This is a genomic window from Kaistia sp. 32K (genome assembly GCF_016629525.1).
In the GTDB taxonomy this organism is placed as follows: domain Bacteria; phylum Pseudomonadota; class Alphaproteobacteria; order Rhizobiales; family Kaistiaceae; genus Kaistia.
Window position 1 is genome coordinate 1,416,717 of sequence record NZ_AP024269.1, and the last position, 14,484, is coordinate 1,431,200.

At 68.5% G+C, this 14,484-nt stretch carries 15 protein-coding genes; 2 read left to right on the forward strand and 13 right to left on the reverse strand.

The window, feature by feature from the left end; genetic code table 11:
- Positions 1-98 precede the first annotated feature (98 nt).
- Entirely contained in the window at positions 99-452 is a 354-nt protein-coding gene (locus K32_RS06280; RefSeq protein ID WP_201403196.1) for a hypothetical protein, read from the reverse strand.
- 272 nt (positions 453-724) lie between these two features.
- On the opposite strand from K32_RS06280, the gene K32_RS06285 reads away from it, so the two are divergent.
- Entirely contained in the window at positions 725-1,876 is a 1,152-nt protein-coding gene (locus K32_RS06285) for an MFS transporter (protein WP_201403197.1), read from the forward strand.
- A 90-nt stretch (positions 1,877-1,966) separates the two neighbouring features.
- Here K32_RS06285 and K32_RS06290 read toward each other — a convergent pair whose 3' ends face one another.
- Both K32_RS06290 and K32_RS06295 read right to left on the reverse strand, forming a co-directional pair.
- Positions 1,967-2,227 carry a hypothetical protein gene (locus tag K32_RS06290; protein ID WP_201403198.1) on the reverse strand — a complete coding sequence of 87 codons (261 nt, stop codon included), beginning with the start codon at positions 2,225-2,227 and terminating at the stop codon, positions 1,967-1,969.
- A 135-nt stretch (positions 2,228-2,362) separates the two neighbouring features.
- Positions 2,363-2,800 carry a YqaA family protein gene (locus K32_RS06295; RefSeq protein ID WP_201403199.1) on the reverse strand — a complete coding sequence of 146 codons (438 nt, stop codon included), beginning with the start codon at positions 2,798-2,800 and terminating at the stop codon, positions 2,363-2,365.
- Positions 2,801-3,666: 866 nt separating this feature from the next.
- Here K32_RS06295 and K32_RS06300 point away from each other — a divergent pair.
- On the forward strand, positions 3,667-3,957 hold the full coding sequence (locus K32_RS06300) for a putative quinol monooxygenase (RefSeq protein WP_201403200.1): 291 nt from the start codon (positions 3,667-3,669) through the stop codon (positions 3,955-3,957).
- On the opposite strand, the gene K32_RS06305 is transcribed toward K32_RS06300, so the two are convergent.
- The 10 genes from K32_RS06305 to K32_RS06350 form a co-directional block, all read right to left on the reverse strand.
- On the reverse strand, positions 3,927-5,261 hold the full coding sequence (locus K32_RS06305; protein ID WP_201403201.1) for a BatD family protein: 1,335 nt from the start codon (positions 5,259-5,261) through the stop codon (positions 3,927-3,929). The genes K32_RS06300 and K32_RS06305 overlap by 31 nt on opposite strands.
- A complete protein-coding gene (locus K32_RS06310; protein WP_201403202.1) occupies positions 5,258-5,908 on the reverse strand; it encodes a tetratricopeptide repeat protein in 651 nt (216 codons plus the stop codon). The genes K32_RS06305 and K32_RS06310 overlap by 4 nt, the downstream gene beginning before the upstream one ends.
- On the reverse strand, positions 5,905-6,822 hold the full coding sequence (locus K32_RS06315) for a VWA domain-containing protein (RefSeq protein ID WP_201403203.1): 918 nt from the start codon (positions 6,820-6,822) through the stop codon (positions 5,905-5,907). The genes K32_RS06310 and K32_RS06315 overlap by 4 nt, the downstream gene beginning before the upstream one ends.
- Positions 6,819-7,826 carry a VWA domain-containing protein gene (locus K32_RS06320; protein WP_201403204.1) on the reverse strand — a complete coding sequence of 336 codons (1,008 nt, stop codon included), beginning with the start codon at positions 7,824-7,826 and terminating at the stop codon, positions 6,819-6,821. Before K32_RS06320 ends, K32_RS06315 begins: the two co-directional genes overlap by 4 nt.
- A 2-nt stretch (positions 7,827-7,828) precedes the next feature.
- Positions 7,829-8,302 (reverse strand): DUF4381 domain-containing protein, encoded by a 474-nt coding sequence (locus tag K32_RS06325; RefSeq protein WP_201403205.1) that lies wholly within the window; start codon positions 8,300-8,302, stop codon positions 7,829-7,831.
- Positions 8,299-9,285 carry a DUF58 domain-containing protein gene (locus K32_RS06330; protein ID WP_201403206.1) on the reverse strand — a complete coding sequence of 329 codons (987 nt, stop codon included), beginning with the start codon at positions 9,283-9,285 and terminating at the stop codon, positions 8,299-8,301. The genes K32_RS06325 and K32_RS06330 overlap by 4 nt, the downstream gene beginning before the upstream one ends.
- Positions 9,286-9,298: 13 nt before the next feature.
- Complete coding sequence (locus tag K32_RS06335; RefSeq protein ID WP_201403207.1) at positions 9,299-10,270, reverse strand: MoxR family ATPase; 972 nt, start codon at positions 10,268-10,270, stop codon at positions 9,299-9,301.
- A 428-nt stretch (positions 10,271-10,698) separates the two neighbouring features.
- Positions 10,699-11,712, reverse strand: coding sequence for an HAD family phosphatase (locus tag K32_RS06340; RefSeq protein WP_201403208.1), 1,014 nt, complete (start codon positions 11,710-11,712; stop codon positions 10,699-10,701).
- 28 nt (positions 11,713-11,740) lie between these two features.
- Positions 11,741-12,706 (reverse strand): formylglycine-generating enzyme family protein, encoded by a 966-nt coding sequence (locus K32_RS06345; protein ID WP_201403209.1) that lies wholly within the window; start codon positions 12,704-12,706, stop codon positions 11,741-11,743.
- Between the two features lie 58 nt (positions 12,707-12,764).
- Positions 12,765-14,432, reverse strand: a complete 1,668-nt coding sequence (locus K32_RS06350; protein WP_201403210.1) for an arylsulfatase — start codon at positions 14,430-14,432, stop codon at positions 12,765-12,767.
- Positions 14,433-14,484 lie beyond the last annotated feature (52 nt).

A 14,484-nucleotide genomic window follows, 5' to 3' on the forward strand; every position in this document is an offset into this window, starting at 1 on the left:
GCTCCGGGGCCGGCGGTCAACTCCGCTCCGCGCGGGCCGGGCGGCCCGCGGAACCCTGTCCGCCGCCGCCCGCTTGCTGGGCCATCTGCCATCCCGGATCAATCGCAGACGACGACCCGCTTCCAGACCCGGCCGACGCCGGGGACATAGACCTTCTGGCGGACCCGATAGCATTCCTGCGAAGCGCCGGCGTAAACCGGGATGCCGATATAGATGCCGCCGTTCCAGCCACCCCAGCCGCGGCCGCCCCAGCCACCGTGACCACCATGTCCACCGTGGCCGCCGTGACCACCGCCGTGACCACCGCCATAGCCGCCGCTGAAGCCGCCGGGGCCGCCGAAGCCCGGGCCGGCCTGGGCGCTGCTCGCGGTGACGAGCGAGGCCGTGGCGATGGTGGCGATCGCCAGCGCGGCGACGGTGGCGGTGGTGCGGATCGTGTTGAGAATGGTCATCTTGGATCTCCCTCTGGATCTCCGGGAGCCGCCCTTCGCGGTCCCGATGACCATTGGTCGTTGCGACGCCGGAAAAGGTTCATGGCATCCGATGATTATTTTGAAGATTCTCGAATCCGGCCGAAGGAGGGGATTTCCGGCCCTCGAAACGTCGCGCGGGACTTGACCCCGGCGCCGACATCTTCCGTGATCGGAAATTCATGTTCCGCGCGGATTCGGTCCTCGCGCGGCCTGCCGAGACCGCTGACCGAGCTACGACAGGTTTTTTCCCGATGGTATCTTCCGACTTGGCGGCGACCAGCGTTCCCGGCGCGCCCGAACAGCTCTCGACCCGCATCGCCTTCTTCATCGCCGGCTTCGGCATGGCGGCCTGGGCGCCGCTGGTGCCCTTCGCCAAGGCGCGGGCCGGGCTCGACGATGGCGCGCTCGGCCTGTTGCTGCTCTGCCTTGGCGCCGGATCGATCGTCTCGATGCCGCTGTCCGGCGCGCTCGCCGCGCGCTTCGGCTGCCGGCGGATCATCATCGCCGGCGTGCTCATGCTCGCGCTCGCTCTGCCGCTGCTCGCGACGCTTTCGAGCTTCGCCGCGCTGGTGCCGGCGCTGCTCCTCTTCGGCGCCGGCGTCGGGCTGGTCGATTGCGTCGTCAACATCCAGGCGGTGATCGTCGAGCGCGCCAGCGGGCGCACCATGATGTCGGGCTTCCACGGCCTGTTCAGCGTCGGCGGCATCGTCGGCGCCGGCGGCGTCAGCCTGGCGCTGGCGATGGGGGCGTCGCCCTTCGTCGCCGCGCTGCTCGTCGTCGCCCTCGTGCTCGTCGCGATCGTCGCCGCCGCGCCGAACCTGCTTCGCTATGGCAGCAGCGCCGGCGGCCCCGCCTTCGCCGTGCCGCATGGCGTCGTGCTGTTCATCGGCGTGCTGTGCTTCATCGTCTTCCTGACGGAGGGCGCCGTGCTCGACTGGAGCGCCGTGTTCCTGACCCAGGTGCGCAACGTCGACCCGACCCATGCCGGGCTCGGCTACACCGCCTTCGCCATCACCATGACGATCGGCCGGCTGACCGGCGACTGGATCGTGCGCCGGGCCGGCCAGCGCAACGTCCTCGTCTTCGGCGGGCTCTGCGCCGCGGCCGGTCTGGTGCTGGCGACGCTGGTTCCGGTCTGGGAAGCGGGATTGCTCGGCTATGCGCTGGTCGGCGCCGGCTGTTCCAATGTCGTGCCGGTGCTCTACAGCGCCGTCGGCCGGCAGAACACGATGCCCGAGCACATCGCCATCCCCGCCGTCACCACGCTCGGCTATGCCGGCATCCTGGCCGGCCCGGCGGCGATCGGCTTCGTCGCCCACGCGTCGAGCCTGTCGGCCTCGTTCCTGATCATCGCCGCGCTGTTGGTCGGCGTCGCCGTCAGCAGCCGCTGGCTGCGCCTCTGAGGAAAAAGGCTCGGGAAGCCCTGTTGAATGTTTTCATGCCCTGTGGCTCGCGCCCTCGTTGCGCGTGTCGCTCTGGCCAGGACAGAGGGTTCAGACCCCCAGGAGATCCGGATCGACCGACAGGATCTCGGCGATGGCGGCGCGTTCTTCCGGCAACAAATCGCTGCCGCGCTCGGCCAGCATGATGATGATCAGGTCGACGCCGGAGCGGTCGCTCAGTTCGCTGCAGGTGAACCCGCGCCATTGCCGGAGCGCGGTCAGGGTCGACGTGCCGTCGCCGATCGTGGTCATCACGCCTTCCGGCAGATATCCGAATGAAGCCCGGCTGACTTCCGCAGATTGCATGGTCATTGTCGCATTCCTCCCGCACCCCCAACGCGCCAGCCCGCGTTTGGATGCAGGGCAATATGACCTTCCCTAACGGCATGCGCGACCGCGCCGAAGTTGATCTTTCAACACAAGCGCGTGAGATGTTCGCGAGCGAGCTCAGCCCATCCAGCTCAGCGTGATCGCCGCGAGCACCAGATAGCGGCCGACCTTGGCGATGGTGACGAGGACGAGAAACATCGGCAGCGGCTCGCGCAGGACGCCTGCGACGACGGTGAGCGGATCGCCGATGACGGGCGCCCAGCTCAGGAGCAGCGACCATTTTCCGTAGCGCCGATACCAGTTTTCCGCCTGCGCCAGCCGCTCGGGACTGACGGGAAACCAGCGCCGGTCGCGATAACGCGCGACGCCGCGGCCGAGGAACCAGTTGATCAGCGAGCCGAGAACATTGCCGAGGCTTGCCACCGCGAGCAGCAGCCACGGCGAATAATCGGCGAGCAGCAGCCCGACCAGCACGGCCTCCGACTGCATCGGCAGGATGGTCGCGGCGGCGAGTGCGGCCAGGAACAGCCCGGTATAGGCGGCAAGCCCGGTCATCGGGTGGCGCGGCCCGGGCGGGCGGGTCGGGCAGGTCGTCGGCAGGACAAACGTGCAGGCTCTCGGCTGGAACGGGGACGGGGTCCGTGATTGGGATCCTGCATAGGGGGCCGCCGGTGTGGTGGCAACCGGGGGGCTTCGCTGTGGGAAGGGTGCGCATGTCGTGCGAACAGTCACGGTTCGGCCGCCGGCCCTGGAACGCCCCGACATCCCCACCCTCGCCGTCATCCCTGCGAAAGCAGGGATCCATGCATCCGCCGGACTCCCGGTATTCCGGCTGAATGGATCCCGGATCTCCGCTCCGCTGCGTCCGGGATGACGGCGAGGGTGGGGACGCGTGGCGTTTCGAGGGTTCAGACGGCGGCCAGCTACAGAGCCTTGCGGACAGATCGACCGACACCGCCATCATCCTGAGGTGCTTCGCGCGAGCGAAGCCTCGAAGGAGGGGCCAGTTTGCCGACGACGTCCGGAAGTCAGGCGAAATCCGACGGGATCTACATCAGGGGCGTTTCCTGGACCCTCCTTCGAGGCCCGGCTGCGCCGGGCACCTCAGGATGATGGCGGAGTTTAGGGATGTCGTAAGGGGAACCTGCCGCGCCGGCACGCCGCTGTCGCCCGGCAAATGGCCTTGGAACGCCCCGACATCCCCACCCTCCACCGTCATCCCTGCGAAAGCAGGGATCCATCCATCCGCCGGACTCCCGATTTCCCGGCTGAATGGATCCCGGATCTCCGCTCCGCTGCGTCCGGGATGACGGCGAGCGTGCGGGTGCAGGGGGAGGCGAGAGGCGAGCGGTCTTCATCGACTGGCTTTCGGTCGTCGCATTTGCGACAGGGCGACTGGAACATCGGCGGAGATTCGGAGCATGCTGAAGGTCATCGCGCAGGATTTCATCAAGCAGGACAGCGTCGAGCTCGTGCTGCCGCTCTATCGCGAGCTGGTCGAGAAGACGCGGCAGGAGCCGCTTTGTCTCGCCTATGACCTTTTCATCGACCAGAAGGATCCCGGCCACTTCATCTTCATCGAGGCATGGCCGGATCGCGCAGCGCTCGATGCGCATTGCCGGAGCGAGCATTTCACCCGGCTGGTCCCGCTTATCGACGCGCATCAGCGCCAGGCCGGCACCTATATCCTGATGGACGCGTTTGCCGGCTGAGAGAGACCGGTATTCGCCGGGTTGAGCGGCGGCAGCGGCGGGGCCGCGCGCTCCGCCGGTGTCGCGAGGGCGGCGCGGCGATAGAGGCGGAGCTTTGACAGGAGCTCGTGCGCCATCGCCCTCGACCATGCTGGCCGCTTGGCAGATTTGTCGGCGAACAGCGCCGCCTCGAGCACGCTTGCATCGGGCGGTGGCGGCCAGGCGGCGGGCAGGCGGGAGCGCCAGGTGGCGAGCGCCGCGTAGATCGCCGCCACGTCGCCGCTGCCGCAGGCGCGGGTGAGCGCTTTGAATGCCGCCGGCTCGGACACGGCCCATTCGGCGCGGCGGCGGGCGGTGTGGGCGCGTCCTTTTCGCCAGAGCATCGCGAGCGCTAGCGCGGCGAGGATCGCGATTGCCGCGAGCGACACCCAGACCGCCGGCCGGACCGGCTTCGAGGCGGCGCCCGGCGTGGCAGCCGGCGCCGGCCCTGCCTGGACCGTGACGGTCGTGGCCGCGCTGGTGGCGCTTTCCGCCTGCTTGTCGGCGAGGTTCCACCAGGGCTGCGCCACGGCCGGCAAGGCGAACGAGCCTGCCTTCTCAAACACATAGGTCACCTTGTCGACGCGCCTGCCGGTGATCGTGCCGCGCTCGCTCTGGTCCTGGCTGACGGGCGCGTCGACATAGACGCGGACCCCGTCGGGGGCGGGGAAGGCAAGGTCGCGCATGGCGAGCGCCGGGATGTCCGTTGCCGTGCGGGTGATGGTGCGGACGAGCGCGTCGCCCGGATGGAACGTGCCGGCGGGATCGGGCATCCAGCTCTGCTCGAGCGTCAGCTTTTCGGTCGCCACCACGAGCGAATTGGCGTCGATGCCCTCCGGCGCGACGATTGTCTCCTGCACGCTCTGGCCGGCGATCGTGCCGGTGACGCCGCCGGCGCGGTCGAGCAGGGTGACGGTCGCGGGCGGGATCTCGAGCGGGCCACTGCGGCGCGGGAACACGGCGAATTCAAAACGCTGGCCGACATAGGCGGCGCCGTCGACCGTGTCGCGGATCGTCGTTCCCTGTGTCTCGAAGCGCATCACCTGCGCGCCGGGCATGTCGGGAATGGCGACGCGCGGCGGGCGCGGCATGTCGCCGGGAAACAGCACGTCGACATAGAGCGAAACATGCTGGCCGATCACGGCGCCTTCCTTCGGGTCGAGCGTGGTGCGGACGACCGGGGCTGTTGCTGGGGCGGCCGCCGGCGCCGCATCGGGTGGCGTCTGCTGCGCCAAGGCCGGCACGATGGCGAAGAGGAACGCGAGGGCGGCGAGGGCGTGTCTCATGGCTGGGCCCCCGCCGGTGGTGGCGTCGCCTGCAGCTGATAGGCGAAGCGGGCGCGCAGGAAATCGGCCGGCTTGGTCTGCACCCGCTTCAGCCAGAGCGCGCGGACCTGTTCGTCGCTCATCGGCTGGTCGTTGACCTGCGTGTCCTGGCCGTCCGGGTTCTTGGCGTCCTTGTCGTAGACGATCTCGTCGGCGCCTTCCTCCTGGTCGCCGAGATCGCCGCCGGGCGCCTTCATCTTGTCGGCGCGGATCTGCGCCAGTTTTCGGTTCGCGGTCGCGTCGTCCCAGCCGGGCTTCAGTTCCAGCGCGCGGTCATAGCGGCCGACCGCCGCCTCGTACTGGCCGAGCATGACCAGCGCGTTGCCCTGGTCATAGGCGCCTTCCGCCGTGTCGCGGCGGCTGAACGCCTCGGCTGCCGCCTTGAAATCGCCCGCCCGCATCAACGCCGCGCCGCGCCAGACGGGGTCGCGAAAACTTTCCGCCGCGTCGGCATAGCGGCCTCGTTCGAAGAGATAGCGGCCGCGCTGGTCGGGCGAGGCCCAGAGGTCGTTCCAGCCCATCTTCGCCGCGCCGAGCGCCAGCGCCGTGACGGCGACGCCGAGGACAAGGAGCGCCTTTCGGCCGATCCGGGGCGGGGACGTTGTCATGCCAGCACCCAGCCGCGGCGGAACCAGAGGAGCGCGATCAGCGCGATCAGCGGCATCAGCCAGTAGCCGGCTTCCTCCCAGCGCTCGCCCTCGCCCTGGCCGAGGGTGGGGGCGGCGCCAGCGGCGAGGCGGCGGCTCATCGTCTCGACGTCGGCATCGTCGACGCTGGTTGCGACCAGCGTCGCGCCGAGCGCCTTCGCCGCGTCGGCGAGGCCGGCATCGGCGGCGACATCCGGTGGCGTCAGGCCGAGGATGGTCACCGGCACGGCGGGCTTTGCCAGCGTCGCGGCCTCGTCGGGCGCCGCCGTGTCGGCGAGGACGAGGATCGAGCCGCCGAGCTTCGCGTCCGCAAGTACCGAGGCGGCGAGCGTCACCGCCTCGCCAAGCGCGTCGCCCTCGCGCGGCATGATCTCCGGCGACAGCGCCTTCGCCATGGTCAACACGACGTCGCCATCGACGGTCGGCGGCAGGACGAGATGGGCGGAGCCGGCATAGGCGACGAGGCCGGTCGGCGCGCCGGCGCGGCTCTTCAAGAGGTCGTCGAGCTTCTGGCGGGCGCGATCGAGCCGAGTCGGGGCGAGGTCGGTCGTCAGCATGGACGGCGTCACCTTGAGGAGGATCATTGCCGGCCGCGCGGCGGCGGCGAAGGGCGAGGGCACCTCGCGCCAGGTCGGGCCGGCGAGGGCGACGATGCCGAGGATCCAGCCCAGAAGCGCGACGTCGCCGGGACGGATGCGGCGGCGCGCCTCGCCGCCGGTGACGAGATGCTTCAGGAGCTCGGGATCGATCACCTTCTGCCAGCGATTGGTGCTGTCAGCCGAGCGCCGCTCCGCCCACCAGAGCAGGAAGGCCGGCAAGAGCAGCAGCAGCCACCAGGGGCGAATGAAATGGAAGGCGGCGAGGAACGTGCTCATGCCGCCTCCACTTTCGCTTCGCCCGCCGGGCGGCGATGCGGCCAGCGCACCAGCAGCAGCGCCTGGCCGAGCATGGAGACGACCACCAGCGCCCCGAGCGGGATCCAGTAGAGCTCCGTCTTCGGGCGGAAGGTGACGGTGTCGACCTTGCGGGTCTCGATCTGGTCGAGCTTGTCGTAGATGGTCGCCAGCTGCTCGCGGTCCATGGCGCGGTAATAGCCGCCGCCGGTGGCGCTGGCGACGTCCTGCAGCGCCGCCTCGTCGAGCTTGTCCTCGCCGGCGGCGGCGGGGTCACCGACCGCGACGGTGTGGATGACGATGCCGTTGGCCTTGGCGATGCGGGCCGCCTGGTCGGGCGGGATCTGGCTCGCCGTGTCGTTGCCGTCGGTGAGCGCGATCATGGTCTTCGCCGGTACGGTCGACTTGGCGAACATGTTGATGCCGAGGCCGATGGCGTCGCCGAAGGCGGTGCGCGGCCCGGCCATGCCGACCTGCATCTCGTTCACCAACCGCTCGGACAAGGCCAGATCGGTGGTGAAGGGCGCCAGCGTGAACGGCGCGTCGCCGAACACGACGACGCCGACCCGGTCGCCCTCGCGCCGCTTCAGGAAGTCGGTCAGCACGCCCTTGACGGCGGTCAGCCGGTTGACGGTGGCGCCGCTCGCATCGGTGAAATCCTTGGTGTCCATCGAGCCGGAGAGGTCGACGAGCAGCAGCAGGTCGCGCGCCGGCTTGTCGAAATGCAGCGGCGGCTCGATCCATTGCGGTCGCATCAGCGCTGCGACGGCGAGAAGCCAGCAGAGCGTGAGCAGGATGCTGCGCCGGATGCCGCGTCGGCCGACGACGGCGCCGCCCTCGGGCTTCGCACCGGTCAGCGTCACCAGCCTGGTGAAGAACGGCACCCGCAGCGCCGGCCGGCGCTCGCGATGGCGCGGCAGCCAGTAATAGACGACGAGCGGCAGCGGCAGAAGCAGGATGAGCCAGGGATAGGCGAAGCTCGGCATGGCTACCACCCCGCCGCGCGGTGGCGGCGCAGCCAGTCGCGCGCCGCATTCCGGATGGCGCGATCGTCGGACGGGACCGAGGCGCCGAGGGCGATCTGCGGCAAGGGGGCGGCCGGGCCGCTTTCGAAGGCCTGCATCCGCCCGGTCGTGTCGAGGAAGCGGAGCCAGGCGATCCCGGTCAGGCCGGCGACCTCGGCACGCGGGAAGGCCACCAGCGCGGCGCGCTTCAGGATCGCCGACAGCCTCTCGGCGCCCTCGGCGTCGAGCGGCGCGGGCAGGGCGGCGAGCTCCTTCAGCGCCGCGCGGCGATAGGCATCGTGGCGATGGCGGACGATCTGTCGTGCGGCGAAGAGCGCCAACAGGGCGGCGAGTGCGGCGGCGAGGATCCACCAGCCGGGCGCCGGTGGCCAATAGGAGACCGGCGGCGGCAGCACGATGTCGCGCAGATTGGAGAGATCGGAGGGATCGCCGCTCATGACGCCGCCCGTGCGCCGGTTCGCGCATGCGCCAGCCGCTGGCCGAGAAGGTCGCGCAACTGGGCCGAGACGTCCCGGCCGGTCTCGATCGGCAGCACCGGGATCGTCCGCTTCCGCGAGAAGCTCTCGAGGCTGTCGCGCCGCTCGGAAAAGCTCTGCGCGAAGCGGCCGCGCAGCGCCGTCGAGCCGCTGTCGACCTCGATCTGGTTGTCGCCCTCGCCGACGATGACGCGACCGAGCGCCGGCAGCTCCGCCTCGATCGGATCGGAGACGAAGATCGCCAGCACGTCGTTATGCGCGGTGATCTTCGTCACCAGCTTCACCGTCTCGGCGTCGGCGCCATAGGCGTCGGAGATGACGCAGACGAGGCCATCGTGATGGACGAGCCGGGCGGCGCGCCGCAGCGCCTCGTTGAACAGGCCGGGATCGGCGGCGCGCTCGTCGGTCGCCTTCAGCGCCGCGTTCTGCCGCGCCACCTCGTGCAGGATCGGCAGCACGCCCTTTTCGCGCGCTTCCGGCTGGAGTTCGGTGATCCGGTCCTCGGAATAGACGATGGCGCCGATCCGGTCGCCGAGCGAGGTGACGCGCCAGGCGGAGAGCGCGGCGGCTTCGGCCGCGGCGACGGATTTCATCATCAGTTTGCTGCCGAAGAACATCGACAGGCGCTGGTCGACGAGGAGCAGCACGCTGCGGTCGCGCTCCTCGGTGAAGACGCGGACATGCGGGCTGCCGAGCCGGGCCGTCGCCGCCCAGTCGATCGTGCGCGTGTCGTCGCCCTCGTAATAATGGCGCAATTCCTCGAAATCGAGGCCGCGTCCGCGCAGCCGCGAGGCGTGGCGGCCGGTCAGCAGGCTGTGCACCGGCTGGCGCGGCAGGAAGCTGAAGCCCTTGGCGCTGTGGCGGAGCCGCAGCAATTCGTCGAGCGTCACATAGGCTCGCGCCGATCCCGAGGTCTTGTTGGCCACAAGCGTGGGTGCCGCCATCGTCGCCTCCCGATCAAACCGCCACGGCGACCTGCTTGACGATCTCGTCGATGACGTCGTCGGCATGCAGCCCGTCGGCGCTCGCCTCGTAGGTCAGCGACAGGCGATGGCGCAGGCAGTCATGCGCGACCGCCTGCACGTCCTCCGGCGTGACGTAGTCGCGGCCCTGCAGCCAGGCGAAGACGCGCGACGACTTGTCGAGCGCCAGCGAACCGCGCGGGCTGGCGCCGATGGCGATCCAGTCCTTCAGCTTGTCGCCGAACTCGGCCGGGCGCCGGCTCGCCGCGATCAGCGCGACGATGTAGGTCTCGACCGCGTCGGCCGATTTCACCGCGTCGATCTCCTTGCGGGCGTCGAAGATCACCTGCTGCGGGATCTTTTCCGGATCGGCGGCGGACGTGCCGGCGGTCTCGGCGCGCACCAGCTGCAGCACCTTCACCTCGTCGCCGTCGCTCGGATAGTCGATCCGGACATGCATCAGGAAGCGGTCCATCTGGGCTTCGGGCAGCGGATAGGTGCCTTCCTGCTCGATCGGGTTCTGCGTTGCCAGCACCATGAAGAGATCCGGCAGCGTGTAGCGCTTGCCGGAGACGGTGACCTGGCGTTCCTCCATCGCCTCGAGCAGCGCCGACTGCACCTTGGCGGGGGCGCGGTTGATCTCGTCGGCGAGCACGAGGTTGCCGAAGATCGGCCCCTTGCGGAACTCGAACGAGCCGGCGCCGCCGGCATCGGTGCGATAGATCTCGCCGCCGGTGACGTCGGAGGGCAGCAGGTCCGGCGTGAACTGGATGCGGCTGAATTCCGATTCCAGCGCCTTCGACAGGCTCTTGATGGCGCGCGTCTTGGCAAGGCCGGGCAGGCCCTCGACCAGCACGTTGCCATTGGCGAGCAGCGCGATGACGAGCCGCTCGACCACGCGCTCCTGGCCAATGACGGCGGCGTTCACGCGCTTTTCGATTTCGAGGATGGAGTCGCGGGCTGTCATCGGGAGCGGGATCCGTCTGGCTGGAGGTGGGGTAGTTGGCTCTTCTGAAGGGAGAGGCGGGCGGGGGGTGGAGAGGGGTGGCGGCCGCTTTCAGTCCGATCTTCCTGCTTGATCCGAGTTGGTACACCCTCCGTCGTCATCCCGGCGAAGGCCGGGATCCATACACACCGGCCCGTGGCGAGCAGGCTGAGCCAAGCTTTCTTGGCCGGTGTTCATGGGCCCCGGCCTTCGCCGGGGCGACGGTGCACTGCGCACGGGCCATGGACTGCATGGCGACATCCGGTGTTCCCTGGACCCTCCTTCGCGGCCCGGCTGCGCCTGATATCTCAGGATGTTGGCTGAGTTTGGTGGGGAGAGGGGGACGCGCTTCTCCGGGAACGTCGAAGAAGCGCGCTGAGGTTCCAATATCGCCACCGGCTGCTCCCGCCTCATTTCTCGAACGGGTAGATGACCTTCCAGTCATCCTTCATGCTGACCACCGTCCAGCCGCGCTTCGGCGCTTCGTCGAGCGCCTTGTCGAGCTTGCCGACATCGGAATCCCGGTCATAGGCCCATTCGCGCTTGGCGTCGGTGTGGTGGACGATCATGCCGAAGCGCGGGCCGGGGTTGAGCGTCGTCCATTGCAGCATCTCGAGATCGCCGTCGGAATTGCCGGCGGCGAAGACGGGGCGCTTGCCGATGAACCGATTGATGCCGACCGGCTTGCCGGGGCCGTCATCGACGAACTCGATCGCCGGCAGCTTCTGGATCGAGACCTTGTCGCCATCGAGCTTGAATTCGGTCTTGCCGGAGGAGCCGACGACCTGCTGCGGCGGGATGCCGTAGACGCCCTCGGTCCAGGGCCGCATGAACTCGACGCCGCCGCCGGAGACGATGAAGGTCTGGTAGTCGTTGGCGCGCAGATAGGCGAGCAACTCAAGCATCGGCTGGAAGACGAGATCCGTATAGGGCTTGTTGAAGCGCGGCTCGCGCGCCGTCTTGGTCCATTCGACCACTTGCGCCGAGAAGTCCTCGACCGACATGCCGGAGGAACTGGCGGCGAGGAGTTCGCCGAGGCCCTTGTGGCCCGACGCCACCACAGCCTTCATGTCGTTTTCCAGCACGCCCTTGAAGGGCTGCGTGTCCTTCCATTCGGGATGGTCCTTGGCCATCGCCTTGATCCGGTCCATGACGAAGACGCCCTGGAAGTAGAACGGCTTCTCGGACCAGAGCGTGCCGTCATTGTCGAAGGTGGCGATGCGGTCGCCGACGGCGACGAAGTCGGGGCCGGGCGTCGTCGTCCGGGTCACGAAATCGACGATCGCGGTCTTGGCGGCGCCGTCGTTCCAGGATGGCAGTGGATCGGCCTCGGCCGCCACGGGCAGCGCGACCGAGAGGGCCAGCGTCCCGGCGAGGCCGAGCTGAAGCAGGGTGCGTCGTGTCAGGCGGGCAAATGCACTCATCCTTGTCCTCCGCTTCTGTTGGGAGCGCCTAGCCGGGCCGCGTGCGACGGACGCAGCGGAACCCGACATGGCTGGTCGAGGTATCGATCGGCTCGGCGTGGCGGGCGGCCGGGCGGTAGCGCCGGCAATAGTTCGGCGCGCAGAGATGCGAGCCGCCCTTCAGCACCTTGCGCGGGATGCGGACCTCCGGCTGGCGTGGGTCGTAGCTCGCCTCCATCGGGCCGCCGCGCGGGTTCTCCGGCACGCAGCACGCCTTCGGCGCATCGGCCGGGTGGCGCGTCGACCAGAAATCCGAGGTCCATTCCCAGACATTGCCGATCATGTCGTAGAGGCCGTAGCCGTTCGGCGGGAAGACGCCGACCGGCGAGGTGCGCTCATAGCCGTCGGTCTTCAAATTCTGCGAGGGAAAGAGGCCCTGCCAGGTATTGGCCATCTCGCGGCCGTCCGGGTTGAGCTCGTCGCCCCAGGCGAATTCGGCGCCGTCGAGGCCGCCGCGGGCGGCGAATTCCCACTCCGCCTCGGTCGGCAGTTCCTTGCCGACCCACTTCGCATAGGCCTCGGCGTCGCTATAGGCGACATGCACGACCGGATGGTCGTCGAGGCCCTTGATCGAGCTGCCGGGGCCATAGGGCCGGCGCCAGTTGGCGCGGAAGCGGAACGCCCACCATTGCGACCAGTCGCGCGTGTCGACGGGATAGTCGGGCGGGGTGAAGACCAGCGATCCCGCCTTCAGCATGTGCGGCAGGGCGTTCGGGTAATCCTTCGGGTCCGGCGCGATCTCGGCGAAGGTGACATGGCCGGTCGCCTCGACGAAGCGGCGGAACTCGGCATTGGTCACCGGCGTCGGATCGATGAAGTATCCGTCGACCGTGACGCGGTGGCTCGGCTTCTCCTCCGGATAATGCTCGTCGGAGCCCATGCGGAACGTACCGCCGGGAATCCAGACCATCGTATCGGCAGCGGGCCGTTCTTGCGCTTTCGTCTCGGCTGACATGGCAGCGTCCTTCGCGTGTTGCGGTCTCCCGGGGGCCGGGAGACCGCCATCTTCGTGTTTATTGCGGCGCCAGCGACTCCAGCTGTTTCAGGCGCTGCAGCGCGGCCTGCTGGCGCAGCAGGCCGTAATTGATCCCGCTCGCGTTCAGCGTGCTGCCCTCCTGGTAGGGGAACTCGCTGAAGTCGGCGAAGAATTCCTTGATCTTCCCCTGGATCGGCACCAGCAGCCACATGTTGCGCGCCAGGAATTCGGTGGCGCCGCCACCCTCGTGCAAGCCGCGCTCGTAGGGATCCATCCGGAGGTTGGTGATCAGGGCCCAGTTGGGCACCTCGCGCGTCGCCGTCGCGATATTGCCCTCGCTGGCGATGGCGAAGGAGAGCTTCCAGTCGTTCCAGCGGATGGCGTTCAGATTGCCGCCCTGGTCGAAATAATAGACCGCGTCGCGCGGCGGGTCCTTCGCGTCGCCCTTCAGCAGATCGCTGAGGTCGTAGCCGTCGAGATGCACCTTGAAGGTCTTGGATCCGGCGGCGAAGCCCTTCTTCATCTGCTCCTTGACGTCGGGAATGCCGGCGGCGGTGGCGAAGGTCGGCAGCCAGTCGATCAGCGTCACGGGATCGTTGATCTGGGTGCCGGGCTTCACCACGCCCGGCCAGCGCACCATCATCGGGATGCGGAAGCCGCCCTCCCAGGTGGTGCCCTTCTCGCCGTGGAACATCGTCATGGCGCCATCCGGCCAGAGCGCGATCTCGGCGCCGTTGTCGGTGGTGTAGAGCACGATGGTGTCTTCGGTGATGCCGAGATCGTCGAGCTGCTGCAGAAGCTGGCCGACATGGCCGTCATGCTCCGCCATGCCGTCGGCGTGCAGGCCCTTGCCCGTCTTGCCGTTCGATTCCGGCTTCAGGTGGGTGAAGATGTGCATGCGGGTCGAGTTGAACCACACGAAGAACGGCTTGTCGGCCTTGTGCTGGCGGTCGATGAAGTCCTTGGCGGCGGCCAGGAACTCCTCGTCGATGGTCTCCATCCGCTTGGTGTTGAGCGGGCCGGTATCCTCGATCTTGCCGTCGGCGAAGGAGTGGATGACGCCGCGCGGGCCGTATTTCTTCCGGAATTCGGGATCCTTCGGGTAGAAATAGCCCTCCGGCTCCTCCTCGGCGTTCAGGTGGTAGAGATTGCCGAAGAACTCGTCGAAGCCGTGATTGGTCGGCAGATGCTGGTCCTGGTCGCCGAGATGGTTCTTGCCGAACTGGCCGGTGGCGTAGCCCTTGGTCTTCAGCACGTCGGCGATCGTCGGCATCCAGTCCTGGATGCCGTGCGGGTCGCCCGGCATGCCGATCGTCAGGAGGCCGGTGCGGAACGGTTCCTGGCCCAGGATGAAGGAGGCGCGGCCGGCGGTGCAGCTCTGCTGTCCGTAGGAATCGGTGAAGATCGCGCCTTCGCTGGCGATCCGGTCGATATTGGGTGTCCGGTAACCCATCAGCCCCATCGTGTAGGCGCTGATCTGCGGGATGCCGATGTCGTCGCCGAAGATGACGAGGATGTTCGGCGTCTTGCCCGACGCGGCCGGCGTCTTCGCCGCGTCCTGCGCCAGAGCGGAAACCGGCCGCGCCGCCGAGGCGGCGCCGGCGACCAGCGCCGACGTCGCGATCAGCGCGGTCGTTCCCTTGAGAAGCGAGCGCCGGCTGACGCTCTCGGTCGTATGCCCAGTCTCTTCCTGCCGGTCTGTCATGCCATTCTCCACAAAGACAAAAGGGTTCAAAATGTCCGTTGGATTGCGATGC